The 20,343-nt window shown below is 65.7% G+C and carries 18 protein-coding genes; 6 read left to right on the forward strand and 12 right to left on the reverse strand.

The genetic code is table 11. The features are described 5' to 3' along the window. Positions 1 to 114 precede the first annotated feature (114 nt). Positions 115 to 873, forward strand: a complete 759-nt coding sequence (locus tag IM760_RS15065; protein WP_204430881.1) for a transposase — start codon at positions 115 to 117, stop codon at positions 871 to 873. Between the two features lie 60 nt (positions 874 to 933). On the opposite strand, the gene recJ is transcribed toward IM760_RS15065, so the two are convergent. Then, complete coding sequence (gene recJ / locus IM760_RS15070; RefSeq protein ID WP_204430883.1) at positions 934 to 2,637, reverse strand: single-stranded-DNA-specific exonuclease RecJ; 1,704 nt, start codon at positions 2,635 to 2,637, stop codon at positions 934 to 936. A gap of 225 nt (positions 2,638 to 2,862) precedes the next feature. Between recJ and fadB the strand changes: the two genes are divergently transcribed. The 4 genes from fadB to IM760_RS15090 all read left to right on the forward strand — a co-directional run bounded on the left by fadB (position 2,863) and on the right by IM760_RS15090 (position 7,021). Further along, entirely contained in the window at positions 2,863 to 5,010 is a 2,148-nt protein-coding gene (fadB, locus tag IM760_RS15075) for a fatty acid oxidation complex subunit alpha FadB (RefSeq protein WP_204430892.1), read from the forward strand. Between the two features lie 24 nt (positions 5,011 to 5,034). Continuing rightward, positions 5,035 to 6,210, forward strand: a complete 1,176-nt coding sequence (gene fadA, locus IM760_RS15080) for an acetyl-CoA C-acyltransferase FadA (RefSeq protein WP_204430895.1) — start codon at positions 5,035 to 5,037, stop codon at positions 6,208 to 6,210. A 256-nt stretch (positions 6,211 to 6,466) separates the two neighbouring features. Next, on the forward strand, positions 6,467 to 6,724 hold the full coding sequence (locus IM760_RS15085; RefSeq protein WP_204430897.1) for a type II toxin-antitoxin system ParD family antitoxin: 258 nt from the start codon (positions 6,467 to 6,469) through the stop codon (positions 6,722 to 6,724). Between the two features lie 3 nt (positions 6,725 to 6,727). After that, positions 6,728 to 7,021 (forward strand): type II toxin-antitoxin system RelE/ParE family toxin, encoded by a 294-nt coding sequence (locus IM760_RS15090; protein ID WP_204430898.1) that lies wholly within the window; start codon positions 6,728 to 6,730, stop codon positions 7,019 to 7,021. A 32-nt stretch (positions 7,022 to 7,053) separates the two neighbouring features. Here the strand turns inward: IM760_RS15090 and IM760_RS15095 are convergent, their stop codons facing one another. The 5 genes from IM760_RS15095 to IM760_RS15115 form a co-directional block, all read right to left on the reverse strand. Beyond that, the gene (locus IM760_RS15095; RefSeq protein ID WP_204430901.1) at positions 7,054 to 8,040 is read right to left on the reverse strand and encodes an ImmA/IrrE family metallo-endopeptidase; all 987 of its coding nucleotides are present in this window, start codon (positions 8,038 to 8,040) and stop codon (positions 7,054 to 7,056) included. A 207-nt stretch (positions 8,041 to 8,247) separates the two neighbouring features. Next, a complete protein-coding gene (locus tag IM760_RS15100; protein ID WP_204430903.1) occupies positions 8,248 to 8,829 on the reverse strand; it encodes a DUF3299 domain-containing protein in 582 nt (193 codons plus the stop codon). A gap of 1 nt (position 8,830) precedes the next feature. Beyond that, entirely contained in the window at positions 8,831 to 10,069 is a 1,239-nt protein-coding gene (locus tag IM760_RS15105) for an ABC transporter permease (RefSeq protein WP_204430905.1), read from the reverse strand. Beyond that, entirely contained in the window at positions 10,059 to 10,754 is a 696-nt protein-coding gene (locus IM760_RS15110; RefSeq protein WP_204430907.1) for an ATP-binding cassette domain-containing protein, read from the reverse strand. Before IM760_RS15110 ends, IM760_RS15105 begins: the two co-directional genes overlap by 11 nt. Continuing rightward, on the reverse strand, positions 10,751 to 11,335 hold the full coding sequence (locus IM760_RS15115; RefSeq protein ID WP_204430909.1) for a ZrgA family zinc uptake protein: 585 nt from the start codon (positions 11,333 to 11,335) through the stop codon (positions 10,751 to 10,753). The genes IM760_RS15110 and IM760_RS15115 overlap by 4 nt, the downstream gene beginning before the upstream one ends. A 182-nt stretch (positions 11,336 to 11,517) precedes the next feature. Between IM760_RS15115 and IM760_RS15120 the strand changes: the two genes are divergently transcribed. Then, on the forward strand, positions 11,518 to 12,213 hold the full coding sequence (locus IM760_RS15120) for a pirin family protein (RefSeq protein ID WP_204430911.1): 696 nt from the start codon (positions 11,518 to 11,520) through the stop codon (positions 12,211 to 12,213). An 88-nt stretch (positions 12,214 to 12,301) separates the two neighbouring features. Here the strand turns inward: IM760_RS15120 and IM760_RS15125 are convergent, their stop codons facing one another. From IM760_RS15125 to IM760_RS15150, 6 genes are all read right to left on the reverse strand, one after another. Beyond that, positions 12,302 to 13,591, reverse strand: a complete 1,290-nt coding sequence (locus tag IM760_RS15125; RefSeq protein ID WP_204430913.1) for a hypothetical protein — start codon at positions 13,589 to 13,591, stop codon at positions 12,302 to 12,304. Positions 13,592 to 13,742: 151 nt separating this feature from the next. Then, positions 13,743 to 14,960: an MFS transporter gene (locus IM760_RS15130; RefSeq protein WP_239549883.1), complete on the reverse strand. Its 1,218-nt coding sequence runs from the start codon at positions 14,958 to 14,960 to the stop codon at positions 13,743 to 13,745. A 42-nt stretch (positions 14,961 to 15,002) separates the two neighbouring features. Further along, on the reverse strand, positions 15,003 to 16,286 hold the full coding sequence (hpxK, locus tag IM760_RS15135; protein ID WP_204430915.1) for an allantoate amidohydrolase: 1,284 nt from the start codon (positions 16,284 to 16,286) through the stop codon (positions 15,003 to 15,005). Beyond that, on the reverse strand, positions 16,283 to 17,533 hold the full coding sequence (locus tag IM760_RS15140; RefSeq protein ID WP_204430917.1) for a pyridoxal-phosphate-dependent aminotransferase family protein: 1,251 nt from the start codon (positions 17,531 to 17,533) through the stop codon (positions 16,283 to 16,285). Before IM760_RS15140 ends, hpxK begins: the two co-directional genes overlap by 4 nt. A 161-nt stretch (positions 17,534 to 17,694) precedes the next feature. Continuing rightward, on the reverse strand, positions 17,695 to 18,543 hold the full coding sequence (locus IM760_RS15145) for a MurR/RpiR family transcriptional regulator (protein WP_204430919.1): 849 nt from the start codon (positions 18,541 to 18,543) through the stop codon (positions 17,695 to 17,697). A 92-nt stretch (positions 18,544 to 18,635) separates the two neighbouring features. Continuing rightward, a complete protein-coding gene (locus tag IM760_RS15150; RefSeq protein WP_204430921.1) occupies positions 18,636 to 20,228 on the reverse strand; it encodes an ABC-F family ATPase in 1,593 nt (530 codons plus the stop codon). Between the last annotated feature and the right edge of the window lie 115 nt (positions 20,229 to 20,343).

Raw genomic sequence — 20,343 nt, forward strand, 5'->3', positions numbered from 1 at the left:
CGGACCGCGGCAACCCTTTGATGCCGCATGTCTTTTTTTGTGAAATGGGGCTCAGAAGGCGCTTAATGCATGGTTTTTACTAGTCAAAAATCAGCATAAAGAAAGGAGGAACGGATGCCTCGCGCCCACCGTCATTACTTGCCGGGTCATGTCTGGCACATCACCCACCGCTGCCACGACCAGACCTTTCTACTCAAATTCAAACACGACCGTCGCCTCTGGGAGCGCTGGCTCTACGAAGCGCGGCGCCGCTATGGCCTGCGGATTCTCAATTACATCGCCACCAGCAACCACGTACACCTTCTGGTCCACGACCGGGGCGACGACGAGATTCGGCGTTCCATCCAATTGGTGGCCGGACGCACCGCCCAGCATTTCAACGGGCGCCGGCGCCGCCGAGGGGCCTTCTGGGAGGGTCGCTACCACGCCACGGCGGTGGAAACCGGCGAGCATCTGCGCCGTTGTCTGGTCTACATCGACCTGAATATGGTGCGCGCCGGCCGCGTACGGCATCCCCGCGAATGGGACACCTGCGGCTACAAGGAGATCCAACTGCCACGCACCCGTCACCGCATCATCAACACCGGTGCGCTGATGAACGTGCTCGGGATCTCCGATCTGGGGGTGCTGCGGCGGTCCCATCGGGACTGGGTGGAGGAAGCCCTGGACAGCGGCGACCACGGGCGTGACCCGGCCTGGACCGAGGCGCTGGCGGTGGGCAGCCGGGACTTCGTGGAGCAGTTTCGCGACGCCCAGGGCCCCATTGCCAGGAATCGGCCAATCGAAACGGCTGGCGAGACCTGCCATCTGCGCGAAGAGCCATTCGTCTATCAGCCCTATTCGACCACCGAAAACGACCCTGTAAGCGGTTAAACCGGCTTCCCTGGGCAGGCTTTCCCCGGAAAAACAAGGGGTTATGGTGGTCCGACCCCGTCAGGGGAGCGGGCGGAGGTGTTCGAAGAGCATTTGCGGGGCGCGGCGGCCACGGAATTCGTTGACCTCCAGGCGGTAGACGCCTTCCACGCGCTTGAGGCGGGCGCCCAGCAGGGTCGGGTCGGCGTTGAACAGGATGCCGTCCACCACGCCGCTCACCGCCGGCAGGCCCAGGGTCAGCTTCAAGTGCCGCTCGCCCACCACGCGGTGGTTGAGCACTTCGAATTCGCCGTCGAAACGGGGCGGTGGAAAGCCCTGGCCCCAAGGGAACCGGTGGGACAGCAGCTCGGCGGTGGCCAGGCAGATGTCCCGGTCGTCCAGGCCGCCGTCGCTGTCCACCACCGGGTCGAACAGGTCGTCGCTGGCCGCCTCGCGCACCGCCCTCTGAAACGCCTCGCGAAACGCCTCCAGGTCCGCCGCCCTCAGGGTCATGCCGGCGGCCATGGCGTGGCCGCCGAACTTGTGCAGCATCTCCGGATGACGGGTGGCCACCGCGTCCAGCACGTCGCGCAGATGCAGCCCCGGGATCGAGCGCCCGGAGCCTTTCAGCAGCCCGGCCTCCTGGGCCGGGGCGAAGGCAATCACCGGCCGGTGCACGGCTTCTTTGACCCGCGACGCCAGAATCCCCACCACCCCTTCGTGCCAGTCCCGGCCGTGCAGGCACAGCGCCGCCGGCAATGTCTGCTCGCGCAACCGGGCCACTTCCGCCATGGCGGCGTCGCGCATGCCCTGCTCGATGCCGCGCCGCTCCCGGTTGATGGCGTCCAGCTCCTCGGCATACTGGCGCGCCTCGGAAACGCTGTCCGCCAACAGGCAGTCGATGCCATGGGTCATGTCCGCCAGCCGCCCGGCGGCGTTGAGCCGCGGCCCCACCGCGAACCCCAGATCCGCCGCCAGCGCCCGCGACGGGTCGCGCCCGGCCACCTGCAGCAGCGCACGGATGCCCGGGTTGCCTTTGCCGGCGCGCAGCCGCCGCAGACCCTGCTCCACCAGGATGCGGTTGGCGTCGTCCAGGCGCACCACGTCCGCCACCGTGCCCAGGGCGACCAGGTCGAGCAGATCCACCACCGCGCCTTTCAGGCGCAACCGCCGCTGCACCGCCATCAGCAGATAGAAGGCCACGCCCACGCCGGCCAGATTGGCGGCGGGGAATTCGTCGCCCTCCAACCGTGGGTTGGCGATGGCGTCCGCCTCCGGGAGGCGCTCGCCGGGCAAGTGGTGGTCGGTGATCAGCACGCGCATGCCGGCGGCCCGCGCGGCAGCCACGCCGTCCACGCTGGCGATGCCGTTGTCCACGGTGATGATCAGGTCCGGCTCGAACGTCACCCGCGCCAGTTCGACGATGGCCGGCGACAGGCCGTAGCCGTACTCGAACCGGTTGGGCACCAGAAAATCCGGACGGGGGAAGCCCAGCGCCTGCAGTCCTCGCACCATCAGCGCGGTGGCGGTAGCGCCGTCGGCATCGTAATCACCGACGATGCAAATACGCCAGTGCTGCTCGCGGGCAGCCACCAGCAGCTCCACCGCCGCCGCCAGGCCCTGAAAATGATCCGGGTGCGGCAGCCGCCCCAGGGTCAACTCCAGTTGCTCCGCAGCGGTCAGCCCACGGCCGGCGAGAATGCGCGCCAGCAGCGGCGGCACGCCCGGCCAGTCCACGGACACCGGCGGGCGGCGGCGAATACGGGGGTACGAACTTACGGTCATGACATCCGTCAGTGGGGGCAATCGCGGCAAGCGTCCGGGTATCCACCCCTTGCGTCAAGGGAAACGACCCATAAGTCACACAGGGGGGCTAACATCAAGCGCCCGTGCTTCTTATACTTGGCGACCCTGAGCGGGCTCGACCGGAAATGTGAGCAAACACTCACATGAAACGGCGGGCCACGCCCGCGGCCCCTCCGCGTACTTTGGGACTGGAGAGCAATCGTTATGATTTACCAAGGCAACGCCGTAAGCGTAGAACTGCTTGACGACGGCATCGCCGAACTGAAGTTCGACCTTCAGGGCGAGTCCGTGAACAAGTTCAACCGTGCCACTCTGGAAGACCTGAGCAAGGCCACCGAGGCCCTCAAGGGCAACGACCAGGTCAAGGGCATCGTGGTCACCTCCGGCAAGAAAGTCTTCATTGTCGGCGCCGACATCACCGAATTCACCGAAATGTTCGCCAACGACGAGGCGGAGATCGCCAAGTGGTCCCGTCAGGCGAACGATATCTTCAACGCCTTCGAAGATCTGGACGTGCCCAAGGTGGCGGCCATCAACGGCTTCGCCCTGGGCGGCGGCCTGGAAATGTGCCTGGCCTGCGAATTCCGCGTCATGGGCGAAGCCGCCCAGGTGGGCTTTCCGGAAGTGAAGCTGGGCATCTACCCGGGCTTCGGCGGCACCGTGCGCACCCCGCGCATCATCGGCGTGGACAACGCCGTGGAGTGGATCGCCACCGGCAGCCAGAACAAAGCGGACAAGGCCCTGAAAGTGGGCATCGTCGACGCCGTGGTCAAAGCCGGCGACGAACGTGACGCCGCCATCGACCTGGTCAAGCAGTGCCTGGCCGGCAAGATCGACTTCCGCGCCAAGCGCCAGGAAAAACTGGATCCTCTGCCGATGCCGCCGATGGAACAGATGATGGCGTTCCAGACCGGCATGGCCATGGTCCAGCAGCAGGCCGGCAAGAACTACCCCGCCCCGGTGGAAGCCGTGAAGTCCATGCAGAAGGCCGCCGGCATGAAGCGCGACGACGCCCTGGACGTGGAATCCAAAGGCTTCGCCAAGCTCGCCAAGACCCAGCAGGCCACCGCCATGGTGGGCCTGTTCCTGGCCGACCAGCAGGTCAAGAAAGTGAACGGCAAGACCGCCAAGGCCTCCCGCGAAGTGAAGCACGCCGCCGTTCTCGGCGCCGGCATCATGGGCGGCGGCATCGCCTTCCAGTCCGCCCTCAAGGGCACGCCCATCGTGATGAAGGACATCAACGACAAGGCGCTGGACCTGGGCATGAACGAAGCCTCCAAACTGCTCTCCAAACGCGTCAGCAAAGGCAAGATGGACGCCGCCGGCATGGGCAAGGTGCTCTCCGCCATCCGTCCCACCCTCAGCTATGAGGACTTCAAGGACATCGACGTGATCGTCGAGGCGGTGGTCGAGAACCCCAAGATCAAGCAATCCGTCCTGGCCGAGACCGAAGAGAAAGTGGAAGGCGCCATCCTCGCCTCCAACACCTCCACCATCTCCATCAACCGGCTCGCCGAAGCGCTCAAGAAACCGGAAAACTTCGCCGGCATGCACTTCTTCAACCCGGTGCACATGATGCCCCTGGTGGAAGTGATCCGCGGTGAAAAAACCTCCGATGAAACCGTCGCCACCCTGGTCAACTACGCCCAAAAAATGGGCAAGAACCCGGTGGTGGTGAACGACTGCCCCGGCTTCCTGGTGAACCGGGTGCTGTTCCCCTACTTCGCCGGCTTCAGCATGCTGGTCCGTGACGGCGCCGACTTCCAGCAGGTCGACAAAGTTATGCAGAAATTCGGCTGGCCCATGGGCCCCGCCTATCTGCTCGACGTGGTCGGCATCGACACCGGCGTGCACGCCGCCAAGGTGATGGCGGAAGGCTTCCCCGACCGCATGGACCACGACTTCAAGGACCCGACCGAGATCATGTTCGAAAACGAACGCTATGGTCAGAAGAACGGCATCGGCTTCTACAAGTACGAGGAAGACAAGAAGGGCAAGCCCAAGAAAGTGGTCGACGAAAAGACCTACGAGCTGATCAAGCCCGCCGTCACCAGCGAGCCGAAGGACTACGACGCCGACGAGATCATCGCCCGCATGATGATCCCGATGTGCACCGAAACCGTCCGCTGCCTGGAAGACAACATCGTCGGCTCCCCCGCCGAAGCGGACATGGCGATGATCTACGGCATCGGCTTCCCTCCGTTCCGCGGCGGCCCGCTGCGCTACATCGACAGCATCGGCACCCAGGCCTTCGTGGAACTGTGTGACAAGTACGCCCACCTGGGCGCGCTGTACGAAGCGCCGCAAATGCTCAAGGACAAAGCCGCCAAGGGCGAGTCCTTCTTCGGCTAAGGCACGGGCAAAGGAGATTTTGAAATGAGTTTGAATCCGAAAGACGTGGTCATCGTCGATGCCGTGCGCACCCCGATGGGCAAAAGCAAGAACGGTATGTTCCGCAATGTACGCGCGGAAAAACTCTCCGCGCTGCTGATCCAGGCCCTGATGGAACGCAACGCCGGCTGGGACACCGCCACCACCGAGGACGTGATCTGGGGCTGCGTGAACCAGACCAAGGAACAGGGCATGAACATCGCCCGCAACATCGCCATGCTGGCCGGCGTGCCCCGCACCACCGCGGCGCAAACCGTCAACCGCCTGTGCGGCTCCTCCATGCAAGCCCTGCACAGCGCCGCCCAGGCAATCATGACCGGCAACGGTGACGTGTTCGTCATCGGCGGCGTGGAACACATGGGCCATGTGGCCATGGACCACGGCGTGGACCTGAACCCGGAACTGTCCAAGTACACCGCCCGGGCCTCCAACATGATGGGCCTGACCGCGGAAATGCTCGGCCGCATGCACGGCATCACCCGTGAACAGCAGGACGAATTCGGCGTGCGCTCCCACAAGAAAGCCTGGGAAGCCACCGAACAAGGCCGCTGGAAAAACGAAATCGTGCCCGTGGAAGGCCACGACGCCAACGGCCACAAAGTGCTGTGCGAAATCGACGAAACCATCCGTCCCAACGCCAGCCTGGAAGACATGGCCAACCTGCGCCCGGTGTTCGACCCGGTCAGCGGCACCGTCACCGCCGGCACCTCCTCCGCCCTCTCCGACGGCGCGGCGGCGATGCTGGTGATGACCGCCGAAAAAGCGCAGGCCATGGGCCTCAAGCCCCGTGCCAAGATCCGCAGCATGGCCGTGGCCGGCTGCGACGCGGCCATCATGGGCTACGGCCCGGTCCCGGCCACCCAGAAAGCCCTGGCCCGCGCCGGCCTGACCATCGACGACATCGACTACGTGGAGCTCAACGAAGCCTTCGCCGCGCAATCCCTGCCGGTACTGAAGGACCTCAAACTGCTCGACAAGATGAACGAGAAGGTCAACCTCAACGGCGGCGCCATCGCCCTGGGCCACCCCCTGGGCTGCTCCGGTGCCCGCATCACCGGCACCCTGCTGAACGTACTGGAGGGCAACGACGGCCAGATCGGCCTCGCCACCATGTGCATCGGCCTGGGGCAGGGGATTGCCACGGTGATCGAGCGGGTTTAACCCTTCTCTTCACCGTTGCCGAGAGCTGAAAAGCCCCGGCGGGTTCGCCCGCCGGGGCTTTTTTATGGTTGATCGCGGCTGAAGCCGCTCCTACACGGTGGGCTGGGTCCTTGATGTAGGAGCGACTTCAGTCGCGATGAACTTGGCACCACCGTTAATCCAGTCAGAAGCCCCTCCCCATTCTGTAGTCTCAAAGATTGACAAACTTTGTCCGACGCATAGCATAATCATGTACCCCAACCCCAGGAGAGTGAGCATGCACATCTCACTAACCCCCGAACTGGAAGCACGCATCAAAACCAAAGTGGAAAGCGGGCTCTACAACAACGCCAGCGAAGTCATCCGCGAGGCCCTGCGCTTCGTGGAAACCCATGAAGAATGGATCAACGAACTCAAGCTGGCGCGCCTGCGTGAGCAGCTTCAGGAAGGCGTGGATCAACTGGACCGCGGCGAGGGCACCCGCATCACCTCCAAGGCTCGCCTAAACGACCTGTTCGAGGACCTGAAGGCGTAACCCATGCCGCCCTCTCTGATCCTCTCACCCGCCGCTCGCGAGGATCTGGTAGCGATCCGGCAATATGGCACGCTCAGTTGGGGCAAGACCCGCTCCGATCGGTACCTGGATGACTTAAAGGAAGCCCTCTGGTCGCTTCTCGAAAATCCTGGGACGGGCAGAGCGCGCCCGGAATTGCCTGGCGAGATCCGCAGCCGCTCGGTGTGCAGCCACGTCATCTTCTACCGCATGCAAACAAGCCAACTGGAGATCATTCGGATTCTTCATGCCCGGCAGGACGTTAACCGACACCTTTGAAGAACGAGAGGCATCCCCACCTGCTCATTCCCTTAGCCTTGGCGAATGAGTCCCAGCTCTCTTATCCGTATAGCCATTGCAGTTTTTGAGACCTTAAATCGCTCAGCCAACGATAAAAAAGAGACACCGTTATAAGTTTTGGCGTCGGCAAGCAATATGTGTAGCGAATCTCTTTCTACATGCTTCTCGATTTCCTGCATATCTACCCCCAAAGCGAAAGCGCTTTCCTCAGTCAACATAAAAGGGGCACTTCCAAATCGCGCCTCAAAATGCCGCCTCAGCTGCTTTTCAGGTATCAGAAAACAGCTCGCAAACCGATCAGCCTCTCTTTCCATTGGTCGACGTGAGATTTTTGAGCCGTCGGAAGCACGATCGCGATGAGCGGCCCCCGTCATCTCATGCAAAACCGCGTGCCCCAATTCATGAGCAGCGGTAAATCTTTTAATTTCAGGGGAACACTGACCGGATATATAAACCATTTTTGAACGTGGGTCGATTATCCCCTCAACCTCGACTCTCCCAGACGCCAGAACGGCACTCTCAATCCCTTCCACTTCCATATAGTCATACCCAACACTTCCAAGGGACTTCCTCAAGTCCAATACATCAAGCGGATTGGATATATCCTTTTCAGGCCACAAAGATTTTCGGCTTTCCCATAGATACCGGTGAAAGCCTCTAACGATGCTCTCTATTTCTTCATTCGAATAGCTACCGGCTTTCTTTTTCTTACCAACTGGGAAGCCGGTCATCGCTATAGAGGCCGCCTTTCCAAAACCCTCCTGATCAGAGTGCCGAGACCTGGAGGTCAATACCCCAACGAACCCACCCTCCCCGTCGTCGAAAGCGTGCGGGTTTTGGAGCTTTTCTCGCGCTGCGTGCAATTCTTTACTTCCGGAATAAACAGCGCCCACAGCCAGGCGCTTCTCTTCAAACTCCTCCAACTCTTCCATATGAGCATACGGATTCTGCAATCGATAACGGTCATTCGAAACGATTTGCTTTCGAGACTTTCTCATTTCCAATCCAGTGGCTGGCCAATACACTTAAAAAATTATCACAGCCCCCTCTTCTTGGCTAATAATTAACCGCCACAGTAAAAAACCATGAAAATCATAAACTTGAAGATTACTGCTCTCAGGGAGACTGGAAGCGCCTGATCTGGAAGGCACCTCTACAATTTTCTCTCATCGTATTTCGCCAACATCTGAATCATTCAGGAATACCTACGACTCGCCCGTATAAGCCCGCACCTGATCCCCCTCCAACACATACCCGGCGGTGCCGTATTCGGTCTTCCGGGAGTCGACCTTGAGGGTGCCTTCAATTTCCACGGCGTCCCACATCATGTCCACCGGCATGCCCTGACCCTGCATTTTGACCAGCACCACCTGGTTGCGGGGCGGCGGAGGGTAGTGGATGCAGGCGCCGAAGTACGGCACCAGCAGGAATTCGCGCAGGTGTTTGTCGTCGCCTTCCAGGGGGACCACAAAGCCGGGGAGAGTGAGGGCGGTGTTGTCCAGGTCCTGGCGCAGGGGGGCGTTGCTCCAGGCGTCCTGCATGGCGTCGAAGAGTTCCACGGCGCGGGCGTCGGTGTCGTCGAGCTGGTCGGGGGAGTTGTTGCCGTAGATTTTCTTGGAGATGGCGTCGTATTCGGCGCGGGGGTCCCAGTCCTTGGGGACCAGGGTGTCCCAGACGTTGGATTCCGCCTGGATGTGGGCGGGTTCGGCGGGCGGCTCCGAGGGTTCGGCGGCCGGTACCGGTGCGCTCAACATCAGGGCGAGCAGAGCAAGGGAGAGGGCTTTCATATCAGCTCCGTGGGGTGAGGCCGTCGGCGAGGCTGTTGCGGAAGGCTTTTTCGGCGGGCAGCAGGCCCGCCAGGGAGCCGGCCAGCAGCACGGCGGCGACCAGGGGCAGTTCCGCCATGGCCAGCAGGTGCGTGGGCAGCCGCAGGGACCATTCCATCAGCGCCCAGGGGGCCAGGATTTGTTGGGCGGCGAACAGCAGCAGCAGGCCGGTGGCGCAGCCGGCCAGGGTGAGGCAGAGGCTTTCGCCGACGATCACGCCGTAGACGGTGCCGCGTCCGGCGCCGGCGGCGCGCAGCACGGCCAGTTCGTGGCGGCGGCCTTCCAGGGCCGCCAGCACCGTGGAGATCAGCACCAGCAGCGCCACCAGGAATACCGCCACGGCGGCGGCGCGCAGGGCGTTTTCCACGTTGGCGGTCATGCGCCACAGGCGCTGGAGTTCCACGCCGGGGATGATGGCGCTGAGCGGTTCGCCGTCGTAGCGGGACAGTTCTCGCTGCAGGCCGAGAATGGCGGTGCGCTGCTTCAGGCCGAGCATCACCGCGTTGACGGTGTCTGGTTTGTCGCTGGCGGCCGGGCGACCGGGCACGGGATAGGCGTAGCGACCGCCGCTGTGGATCACCGCCATGGCCTGCAGGGAGATATAGAGCCCCTGGTCCACCGGGGTGCCGGTGGGGGCGAGGATGCCGCTGACGGTGAAGGGGTGGTCGTCGTGCTCGATGATGGCCGGGCCACCGCCGGAGCCGTGGGCCAGCACCACCGGCGTGCCCGGTTGGTAGCCCAGGCGGCGGGCCACGTCGCTGCCCAGCACCACCTGGTCCGGGCCGGCGAACCAGTCACCGGTGGCCAGTTCCAGAGGCCGGTCGCGGCCGTAGCGGTAGTGGTCCAGGTAGCCGTGGTTGGTGGCCACCACCGGGAAGCCACGGTGAAAGTCGCCCAAGGCGATGGGAATCCACCATTTCACCTGGGGGTGGGCGGCCAGGTGCTCCACGGTGCGCCACTCGATGCCGGCGGGGGGTTCGCTCAGGTGGAAGACGCTGTAGAGCAGGATATTGGTGGGGCCGCCCCGGGCGCTGACAATCAGATCCATGCCGGAGACGGTGCTGGCGAAGTTGGCGTGCACCTGGTGGCGCAGGCGCTCGATGCCGAGAATCATCACCAGGCTCAGGGCGATGGCGGCGACGATCAGCGCGGCGGAGGTTTTGCGGGTGGCCAGGGAGGCAAGGATGATTCTAGGCAGCATGGCGGGCCGCCCGATTGATATCCTCAAACGCCAGGGAGCGATGGAAGAACGGCGCCACCGCCGGGTCGTGGCTGACCATCAGCAGCGCGCTGCCGCCCCGTTCGCATTGGTCCGCCAGCAGCCGCATCAGGCCGTCGCGGTGGCCGCTGTCCAGGGCGGAGGTGGGCTCGTCGGCGACGATCAGCTCCGGCTGGCCGAACAGGGCCCGGGCCGCCGCCACCCGCTGCTGCTGGCCGAACGACAGCTGATGGGCGGGCAGGCGCGCCACCGTCTCGTCCAGGCCGAGCCGCCGCAATAGCGCCAAGGCCGCCGAGGCCCGCTCTCCGGGCTCGCGCTGGCGGCGACGCGGCGAGAACGCCGGGGTCAGCGCCACATTGTCCAGAGCGGACAGATACGGCAGCAGATTGAAGGCCTGGAAAATCACGCCCATATGGTCGGCGCGGAAGGCGTCGCGGCGCCGCTGGGACAGGCCGGAAAACGCCTCGCCGGCGATGTGGATGTCGCCGCGCTGCAGCGGGCGAATGCCGGTGACCAGCGACAGCAGCGTGCTCTTGCCACAGCCGCTGGGGCCGTGGATCAGCACCCGTTCACCGGGCGCCAGGGTGAGCCGCTCCACCGCGATAAAGGGGCGCGGCTGGCCCGGGTGGTGGAAGCGCAGGTCTTCCAGGTCCAGGGCCGGGATCATGCGTCGTCCAGGGTCAGCCGGGTTTGGCCGGGGGCCAGCCGTCGGGCGCCCTGCCCTTGTGGCCGCAGCAGAATCACCTCGGTGGTGAGCGCCGGGAAGTCAGCCAGGAACGACCAGGTCACCGCGTCCAGACGGTCCATGTGGGCACACTGGTAGGTCCAGCTGGCCTCCAGATCCTGATGGCCCCCGCCCGCGTGGTCGTGGTCGTGGTCGTGGTCGTGGTCGTGGTCGTGGTCGTGGTCGTGGTCAGCCTGCCCTTCCGGGAACAGCTCCGCCACTGTGGTGACCGCTTCCTCCCGCAATTCGCAGCCCGCCGCCGGCGACGGTCGCGGTGCCGTGACCTTGTCCATTTGTTCCTGGTACCGGGCCCGCTCGTCGGCGTCCGCCGGTGGCCGCTCGGCGCCGACGATGTCCATCAGCGGCGCCCGGAACGACAGGGTCAGGGTGTCCCCTTCCACCACCAGCGCCGCCTCCGCGCGGCCGTGCTGATGCACCGGGGCGGCCTGGGCGGCGGTCAGTAATCCGAGCAGTGGCAGCGTCGTGCCCGCGGCCAGCGTGGTCCGCGTTATCCATCGAAACATGACGAATCCCGAGCAGCGAAAGCGACGTTATAAGATAACACCTCCACACGACCGCACAAGCAAGCAATTAAAATCGAAAAAACTGATGATATCGCGGCAAAAGAGTCGCTTTTTCATCAGCTGTTTCAATCCTAAAGTGACGTCATTGAGGCCGGCATTCCGCCGGCACCGAGGAGGTCATCATGATCGAGCGGCGGGCATTTCAACATCTGGGCGGGGCCGACCACGGCTGGCTGAACGCCAAACACCATTTCTCCTTCGCCGGGTACCACGATGCCAAGCGGATGCATTGGGGCGACCTGCGGGTGTGGAACGACGACACCATCGCGCCGCACACCGGGTTCGCGCCGCACTCCCACCGGGACATGGAGATCATTACCTATGTGCGCGAGGGAGCCATCACCCACCAGGACAACCTGGGCAACGAAGGCCGCACCGAGGCCGGCGATGTGCAGGTGATGTCCGCGGGCACCGGGATCACGCACAGCGAGTACAACCGGGAGGCCACGCCGACGCGGATTTTCCAGATCTGGATTATCCCCAACGCCACCGGCCTGCCGCCCACCTGGGGCAGCCGGCCGTTTCCGAAGGCGGGCCGGGACGGTGGCTTCAAGGTACTGGCCAGCGGCTATGACGACGGCGACGCCCTGCCGATCCAGGCGGACGGTCGGGTGGCGGCGGCGGCGCTGGGCGCCGGGCAGGAGGCCACCTATACGCTGGCGGCGGGCCGCAAGGCCTATCTGGTGCCGGCCAAGGGGCGCGTGCGGGTGAACGGCCAGCTGGCCGAAGCCGGTGATGGCCTGGCCATCGAGGACGAGACCACGCTGGTGGTCAGCGCCGAGGTCGACAGTGAAGTGGTGCTGGTGGACGTGGCCTGAACCGGCCCTCGGCAAGCCCGGCCCCCGCGGGACGCCGCGGGGGCGTTTTCATGGGCACGCCATCGGTGTGGCGGCCCCGGCTAGCCGGCTAGGGCTCCAGGTCCAGGTCGGGGACGGGCACGAACGTTTGCGTTGTGCCGCTACGGCCTTCGTGGACGTGTTCCCAGGTGGCGTTCACCGTGGGTTCCGCGCCGCTCAGGTCGACGGTGGCATCGACCAGGTAGCCGGCCATGGACATGCCCAGCAGGCGCAGGGTCCGGTATTTGGTGCCGACCACGTCGGCCACCACGATACTCCCGTACTCCACGTCGTTCTCGATCTGCTGGGAGGGCGGGCCGCCTTCAAAGGCACTGAACGGCGAGCCGCGCACGCCCATGCCTGAGTCGGCGATCACGAACGGCGCATCGCTGTTCTCACCGATGCCAATGGCCAGCGGCAGCAAGTCCGCGAAGTCATCGGCCAGGTCCTGGTCGTAGAGCGGGTCGAAGGTCAGGCGGCGGGTAGCTTCGAAACGCGGGTAGTCGTCGCCCGCCGGCTGGCCGGTCGCCCGCCCCTTGTTGAAGGTGGCGTCGATAAAGGTCGTGGCGCCACTGGTGCCGTCGATCTTGAAATCGTCGCCGCTGCCCAGGGTGTTCAGCCAGTCCGAGCCTTCATCGAAACCGGTGGCGGCGTAGAGCCCCTCGGCGGATTGGTTGCTGCCGTAGACGGCGCCCTGCCGGGTGACCAGGAACGTCATGCCGTGGCTGATATCGGCGGTGTGATGCACGGTGCCGCGGTACAGGCCGGCGTTGGTGAGATGCAATGCCAGGGTAACGTGGTCCTCGGCGTCGCCGGCGTCCACCAGGGCGCGCGGCCCGCCGGGCAGGTCGGTGGTGAGCATTTCCAGGGCGGAGGCGATCGCGGTCTCGAACGCCGCCGGATCCAGGCTGAAGTCGATGGCCAGGCCCAGATTCTGGTGCGAGGCGGGATCGATCTGGATGCCGTTCTCCAGGTCCTGGTCGGCGTCCAGGCTGATCAGGAAGCGACTGATGTTGATCACCGTGAAGTCGGTTTCGTCGGCGCCCTCGCCGGCCAGGTCCGCCGGGGTGATGAAAACGGTGTTGCCGTCGACCACGGTTTCACCCAGTGGAATGTCGCCGACCAGAAAGCGCGCCGTGCTGCCGTCCGGGCAACGCAGCACGCCCTGCTCGCCGGTGGTCTTGGTGCTTGACCCATCGCAGGTGTAGCGCAGGCCGGTGACCGCGTTGTCCACGAAGTGGGCGCTGCGCGTGGCCGCCTCCCCGCCGCTACCGGACCCGCTGGAACCGCTGGAGCCGCCACAACCGGTGATAGCCAGGATCGCGGCCACGGCCGCCCCGGCGAAAACGCTTTTCATCATTTTTATCCCCCAGAATGTTATGTAGTGCGCCCTTGCTGTTATGGGTCCCCGGGCGCGTTGCCGGTTAAATTTTAGGCACACCTCCCGGGAATACCGTGACGCGCGACACATTCCCTCCGCCCCGCTCCGAACAAGCGCCCGCTCTTGACCGCTAATCCGTTGCCAGCCTGAGCGGATAGTGCCGGGCATAGCCGCGCGGGTTGAAGCGCAGCGCCAGGCCGATAAGCAGCAGATAGAGCATCCCCAGCCCGACCCAGGCCAGGGCGAAATCGCCCAGGCGGTCGCGGATCAGGCCGGCCAGGAACGGCGAGAAGGCGGCGATCAGGTAGCCGATGCCCTGGACGATGCCGGCCAGGGCGCCGGCCACTTCGGCGTGGTCGTGGTGGTCCATGGCGACGATCAGGCTGAGCGGGAACAGCCCGCCGATGCCCAGGCCCAGCAGTGTGGCCACCAGCAGCGGCGAGCCCAGGGGCCAGCCGGCCAGCAGCACGAACCCGGCCAGGGCGCTGGCCAGCACCGCCAGCAGCGCCGGACGGCGGTCCGCGCTTTTCAGGACCAGGGGCGGTAGCAACAGGCCGGCCACCACTTCCCAGGCGGTGAGCAAGCCGAGCAGGCCGCCAGCCTGACTGGGGCTGAAGCCGCGCGCTATGTAATACGGCGGCAGCCAGGCCAGCACACAGGTGTAGCCGGCGGTGCCCAGGCCGAAGAACAGCGCCAGCGTCCAGGTACGGGGGCGGCGCCAGAGGCCGGCGGTGGGCAGGGTGGCGCCTTGCGCCGACGGCGCGCCGAACACCGCCTGGCCTCGCCACCAGGCCAGCAACGCCAGCAACGCGAGCGCGGCCCATACCGCCAGGCCGGCCCGCCAGCCGCCGGCCCAGGTGGCCAGCGACGGCGCCAGGGACGACGCCAGGGCGGCGCCGCCCATCACCGCGGCGATGTACCAGCCCATCACCAGAGCGGTATAGCCGCCGGCGCGGCGCTTGATCAGCGCCGGCAGGCGCACTTGCAGAAAGGCGATGCCGAAACCGGCCACCAGGGCCGTGAGCATCAGGCCGGCCAGGGTCTGGTTGGCCAGCCGCACCAGGTCCGCCAGCAGGATCATCAGCAGCGAGGCCACCACCAGGGCGGAATCCCCCAGGCGGCGCGCCAGGCCGGCGCCGACAAAGCAGCCGGCGGCCATGGCCAGCACCGGCAGGGTGGTGAGCAGCGCCAGGCCGGTATAACTGGCCCCCAGCTCCGCCTGGATGCGGTCGGCCAGGGGGCCCACGGCGGCCACGGAGGGCCGCAGGTTCAGGCCCACCAGCACGGCCACGGTGATCATGCCGGCCAGGGCGCGGCGCGGTAGCGCCGCCGGGGTCGGGGTGGTCATGGTGCTTCCTCGCTGGGTAAAAGAGCGGGGAAGTCTGGGACCTCAACCGTGGTTCAGGTCAAGCGCGGTGTTGGTGGCCAGGTGGGTGACGGCCCGGGTGTAGGCCTGGATGGCCAGGGCCACGTCGTCGGTGGTGACGGACTCCGCCGGGTGGTGGCTGATGCCGCCTTTGCAGCGCACGAACAGCATGGCCACCGGCCAGTGGTCGGACAGGGCGATGGCGTCGTGGCCGGCGCCGCTGGGCAGATGCGGGGCATCGCCCTGTACCTCCATGACGGCCTCGGCCAGGTGGTGTTGCAGGCCGGTGTCGCAGGCGGTGGCGGCGATGCGGTAGAACTCGTCCGCGTCGAAGGTCAGGCGCCGGCGTTCGGCGATGGCGCCGGCGCGGGCCAGCAGGTCGTCGAGCAGGGCGTCCAGCGGCTCTTCCTCCGGGCCACGAATGTCCAGGGTCAGACGCGCCTGGCCGGGAATCACATTCACCGCCCCCGGCCGGCACTGCAGCGCGCCCACGGTGGCCACCAGATCGGGGCCGGCCCGACCGGTGACCTGTTCAATTTCCGTCATCCATTCGGCGGCGCCGGCCAGGGCGTCGCGGCGCTGGCCCATGGGCACGGTGCCGGCGTGGCCGGCCTGGCCGGTGAAGGTGCAGTTCAGCCGGCGCGCGCCGTTGATGGCGGTGACCACGCCCAGGGCCCGGTCGGCCTGTTCCAGGCAGGGGCCCTGCTCAATGTGCAGCTCCAGGTAGGCGGCAATGTCGTCCACCGGCCGGGCGGCGTCCGCCACCCGGTGCGGGTCCAGGCCGAACTCGTGCAGGGCGTCGGCGAGGCGGAAGCCCTCCCCGTCCTTCTGGTCCAGCCAACCCTCCGGCCAGGTGCCGGCCAGGGCCCGGCTGCCCAGCAAGGTAATGCCGAAGCGCACACCCTCCTCGTCGCCGAAGCCCACCACCTCGATGGCCAGAGGCAGGCGGGCATTTTGCCGGTGCAGGTGGTGCACGGCTTCAATGGCGGTGAGCACGCCGAGCGGGCCGTCGTAGCGGCCGGCGTCGCGGACCGTGTCCAGGTGCGAGCCCAGCAGCAGGGCCCGGGCGCCGGCCGTGGCGCCTTCATAGCGGCCGCAAATGTTGCCGGCGCCGTCCTGGTGAACGGTCATGCCCGCCTGGCGCATCCAGCCCCCGACCAGGGCGTTGGCGCGACGGTGCTCCGGCGACAGGTAGACCCGGGTCAGGGCCTCCGGGGTTTCGCTGATCGCCGCCAGTTCGTCGCAGCGGGCCATCACCCGCTCGGCGGCGGCGCGGGCCTGGTCCCGGGTCAGAGCGGCGGCGGTCATGAGGCGTCCGCCGCTTGCTGGTCGTAGTAGTCCCAGGCGGCCTGGGCGCCGCCGCCCTCGGGAGCGCGGAAGCCAAGGCGCCGCAGCACTGCCTCCAGGGCGGTGAGCGTCTGCAATACGCAGTCCTTGCGGGCGTTGTAGCCCATGGTGCCGATGCGCCAGATCTTGCCCTGCAGGGGGCCGAAGGAGGTGCCGATTTCGATGCCGAAGTCGTTGAGCAGCAGGCCGCGCACCGGCTCGCCCGGGATGCCTTCCGGGATCCGTACGCACAGCACGTTGTTCATCTTGTGGTTGAGGTCGCCGAAGGTGTCCAGCCCCAGGCCCTGCACGCCCCGCAGCAAGGCGGCGCCGTGCAGAGCGTGCCGGGCGATGGTGTGGTCCAGGCCTTCCTGAAGGATCAGCCGGGCACATTCGCGGGCGGCGAACAGCATGCTGGTGGCCTCGGTGTGGTGGTTAAGGCGTTCCGGCCCCCAGTAGTCCATCACCATGCCCAGGTCGAAATAGTTGGAGGCGATCCTCTCGTCCTCGCCGTCCCGGTGGGCCTCGGTGCGAATACCCTCCTCCACGTGCTGGCGCCGGCGGATCACTTCTTCCATGTTGTCGCTGAGGGTGATGGGGGCGCTGCCGGACGGGCCGCCCAGGCATTTCTGCAGGCCGGCGGAGACCGCGTCCAGGCCCCAGGCATCGGTGTCCAGAGCATTGCCGCCGAAGGAGGCGGTGGCGTCGGTATAGAACAGCACGTCGTGGCGGCGGCAGATCTCACCCAGTTCCGCCAGCGGTTGCAGCTGGCCGGTGGAGGTGTCGCCCTGGACGGTGAGCAGCAGGCGGGGTTTGACACGCTTGATGGCGTCCTCGATGGCCTGGGGTTCAAACACCTGGCCCCAGGGCACCTCGATGCTGTGCACCTCCGCCCGGCAGCGGCGGGCGATCTCGCAGAGCAGATGGCCGAAGCGCCCGAACACCGGCACCAGCACCCGGTCACCGGGGCGGATCGCCGACACCAGAATGGCCTCGATGCCGGCCCGGGAGGTGCCGTCCACCAGCATGGTCCAGCGGTTCGCGGTGCGGAACAGGGCCCGGTAGAGCGCCATCACCTCGTTCATGTAGCCGGTCATGGACGGGTCGTACTGGCCCACCAGCTGGGCCGCCATGGCACGCAGCACCCGGGGGTCCGCGTTGATCGGGCCAGGGCCCATCAGCAGACGGGCCGGCGGGTTGATCTGGTCGAACTGGTGGATGTCCAGCATGGCGTCCTCTTTGAGGGTAGCGGCATCGCGGCTGAAGCCGCTCCTACAAGCAGGTTGAGTAGCGGCTTGAGGCCAAGAAACAATAGTTTCAATACTACACACAGGAAACGATTGTTCCAACACTGGTGTGGGTAATACCGTCGAGCCGCCGGGTGGCGCCGCTAGGGGGAGGGTTTTTCCAGTTCGTCCAGGTCGTCGTAGAGGCCGGTAATGTCGTGGATGCGCCGGCGGCCGGCGGCCAGCGACTGGTGCAGCACCGCGTTGGCCAGCAGGCTGGCCAGGCTCATGGCGGCGGCGTAGCTGTCGAAGGCGGACAGGCTGTCCAGCGGTACCGGGAAAGGCCAGCGGGCCAGGGATGTCAGCGCGCGGGCCTCCGGCTCGCACAGCAGCAGCACCGGCACCTGGCGCTGCTTCAGGCTTTTCAGCAGCGGCGCGATCAGCCGGGGCCGGCGACGGAACGCCACCAGCACCACCACGTCGTCCGGGGTCAGGTCCACCAGCTCCTCGGCCAGGGTCTGCCCGGGCTGCGGCGCCAGCCGTACCCGGCCGCGGGCCTGGATCAGCTGCTGGCGCAGGTGCAGCGCCACCGGATAGGCGTTGCGCTGGCCGACGATCAGCACCTGGCCGGCGGTGGCCAGGGCCGCCGCCGCCTCGCCCAACCGGGCGGCGTCCAGCCCGGCCAGGCAGCGGTTCAGGTTGGCCAGCTCTTGCTGATAATGGCGGGCCGGCAGGGTGTCGCCGTCCGCCAGGGTACGGGCGTCGACCAGCGGCACGCCGCTCTGGCGCAGGGCCCGCAGCTCGTCGCGCAGGGCCTTGTAGCCGCTGTAGCCGAGCCGCTTGAACAGGCGGCTGACGGTGGGCTTGGACGCCCCGCTCAGCCGCGCCAGTTCGGCGCTGTTGTAGCTGATCAGGTCGTCGTAGTGGTCGAGGATAAAGTCCGCCACCCGCCGTTCCTGGGGAGAAAGCTCCGCATAGCGGGCGCGCAGGCGTTCATCCAGCGGGGACGGCATGGCACGGTCTCGAAACGGTGGCAGCAAACATGGCGGGGCCCTGAAACCTTTGTTTCAAGAACCCTACCACAAGCGTCCGCCCGGTGCCGCCGTCAGGCCACGCCCTGGCTTTTCAGGTAGTCCTCGTAGCTGCCGTGGAAGTCGACGATGCCGGTGGGGGTCAGCTCGATGATGCGGGTGGCCAGGGACGACACGAACTCCCGGTCGTGGCTGACGAACAGCAGCGTGCCGGGATAGTTTTCCAGGGCCAGGTTGAGCGACTCGATGGACTCCATGTCCAGGTGGTTGGTGGGCTCGTCGAGCAGCATGATGTTGGGGCGCTGCAGCATGATCTTGCCGAACAGCATGCGGCCCTGCTCGCCGCCGGAGATCACGTTGACGGTTTTGTTGATCTCGGTGGAGGAGAACAGCAGGCGGCCCAGGGTGCCGCGAATCACCTGCTCGTCGTCGCTGGGCTTGCCCCATTGGCTCATCCAGTCGAACAGGTTCAGCTTCTTCTCGAAATCGGCGGCGTGGTCCTGGGCGTAGTAGCCGAGGGTGGCGTTCTCGGACCATTTCACCTCGCCGGCGCTGGGATTCAGGTCGCCCACCAGGCAGCGCAGCAGGGTGGATTTGCCGACGCCGTTGGGGCCGATGATGGCAATGCGCTCGCCCACTTCCACGCGCAGGTCCAGGCCGGAGAACAGCTCGTCTTCGTCGAAGGACTTGGCCAGCCCCTTCACTTCCAGAGCGTTGCGGAACAGCTTCTTGTCCTGCTCGAACACGATGTAGGGGTTCTGGCGGCTGGAGGGTTTGATCTCTTCCAGTTTGATCTTGTCGATCTGCTTGGCCCGCGACGTGGCCTGCTTGGATTTCGACGCATTCGCGGAGAAGCGGCTGACGAACTGCTGCAGGTCGGCGATCTGCGCCTTCTTCTTGGCGTTGTCCGCGCGCTTGCGTTCCAGCGCCTGGGTGGCGGCGGTCATGTACTCGTCGTAGTTGCCCGGGTAGACGCGCAGCTCGCCGTAATCCAGGTCCGCCATGTGCGTGCACACGCTGTTCAGGAAGTGGCGGTCGTGGGAAATGATGATCATGGTGCACTGGCGCTGGTTGAGCACGTCTTCCAGCCAGCGGATGGTGTTGATGTCCAGGTTGTTGGTGGGCTCGTCCAGCAACATGATGTCCGGGTCCGAGAACAGCACCTGGGCCAGCAGCACCCGCAGTTTCCAGCCCGGCGCCACTTCGCTCATGGGCCCGAAGTGCTGCTCCACGGGAATGCCCACGCCGAGCAGCAGATCGCCGGCGCGGGACTCGGCGGTGTAACCGTCCAGCTCGGCGAATTCCGCTTCCAGCTCGCCGGCGCGGATGCCGTCCTCCTCGCTCATCTCCGCCTTGGCGTAGATGGCGTCGCGCTCTTCCTTCACCGCCCACAGTTCTTCATGGCCCATGATCACCGTGTCGACCACGGAATACTGCTCGTAGGCGAACTGATCCTGGCGCAGCTTGCCGATGCGCTCGTTGGCTTCCTTGGACACGTTGCCCGCGGACGGCTCCAGATCGCGGCCGAGGATCTTCATGAAGGTGGATTTACCGCAGCCGTTGGCGCCGATCAGGCCGTAGCGGTTGCCGTCCCCGAATTTCACGGACACGTTTTCGAACAGCGGCTTGGCGCCGAACTGCATGGTGATGTTGGCGGTGGTCAGCAAAGTCGTTCTACCGGATAGAGGGGAAGTGGTGGGGCGAAAGGCGGCGGATTATCGCACACACCCACCCCACCGGTCACACCGCCCCGCCCTGAAGCCTCTTTTGCCCCCACCAACC

Source organism: Alloalcanivorax marinus, assembly GCF_016906305.1.
Taxonomy (GTDB): domain Bacteria; phylum Pseudomonadota; class Gammaproteobacteria; order Pseudomonadales; family Alcanivoracaceae; genus Alloalcanivorax; species Alloalcanivorax marinus.

Bases quoted from the DNA above. Each gene is read 5' to 3' on its own strand.
- IM760_RS15065 (WP_204430881.1), top strand. From the start codon at position 115: ATGCCTCGCGCCCACCGTCATTACTTGCCGGGTCATGTCTGGCACATC.
- recJ (WP_204430883.1), bottom strand. From the start codon at position 2,637: ATGACCGTAAGTTCGTACCCCCGTATTCGCCGCCGCCCGCCGGTGTCC.
- fadB (WP_204430892.1), top strand. From the start codon at position 2,863: ATGATTTACCAAGGCAACGCCGTAAGCGTAGAACTGCTTGACGACGGC.
- fadA (WP_204430895.1), top strand. From the start codon at position 5,035: ATGAGTTTGAATCCGAAAGACGTGGTCATCGTCGATGCCGTGCGCACC.
- IM760_RS15085 (WP_204430897.1), top strand. From the start codon at position 6,467: ATGCACATCTCACTAACCCCCGAACTGGAAGCACGCATCAAAACCAAA.
- IM760_RS15090 (WP_204430898.1), top strand. From the start codon at position 6,728: ATGCCGCCCTCTCTGATCCTCTCACCCGCCGCTCGCGAGGATCTGGTA.
- IM760_RS15095 (WP_204430901.1), bottom strand. From the start codon at position 8,040: ATGAGAAAGTCTCGAAAGCAAATCGTTTCGAATGACCGTTATCGATTG.
- IM760_RS15100 (WP_204430903.1), bottom strand. From the start codon at position 8,829: ATGAAAGCCCTCTCCCTTGCTCTGCTCGCCCTGATGTTGAGCGCACCG.
- IM760_RS15105 (WP_204430905.1), bottom strand. From the start codon at position 10,069: ATGCTGCCTAGAATCATCCTTGCCTCCCTGGCCACCCGCAAAACCTCC.
- IM760_RS15110 (WP_204430907.1), bottom strand. From the start codon at position 10,754: ATGATCCCGGCCCTGGACCTGGAAGACCTGCGCTTCCACCACCCGGGC.
- IM760_RS15115 (WP_204430909.1), bottom strand. From the start codon at position 11,335: ATGTTTCGATGGATAACGCGGACCACGCTGGCCGCGGGCACGACGCTG.
- IM760_RS15120 (WP_204430911.1), top strand. From the start codon at position 11,518: ATGATCGAGCGGCGGGCATTTCAACATCTGGGCGGGGCCGACCACGGC.
- IM760_RS15125 (WP_204430913.1), bottom strand. From the start codon at position 13,591: ATGATGAAAAGCGTTTTCGCCGGGGCGGCCGTGGCCGCGATCCTGGCT.
- IM760_RS15130 (WP_239549883.1), bottom strand. From the start codon at position 14,960: ATGACCACCCCGACCCCGGCGGCGCTACCGCGCCGCGCCCTGGCCGGC.
- hpxK (WP_204430915.1), bottom strand. From the start codon at position 16,286: ATGACCGCCGCCGCTCTGACCCGGGACCAGGCCCGCGCCGCCGCCGAG.
- IM760_RS15140 (WP_204430917.1), bottom strand. From the start codon at position 17,533: ATGCTGGACATCCACCAGTTCGACCAGATCAACCCGCCGGCCCGTCTG.
- IM760_RS15145 (WP_204430919.1), bottom strand. From the start codon at position 18,543: ATGCCGTCCCCGCTGGATGAACGCCTGCGCGCCCGCTATGCGGAGCTT.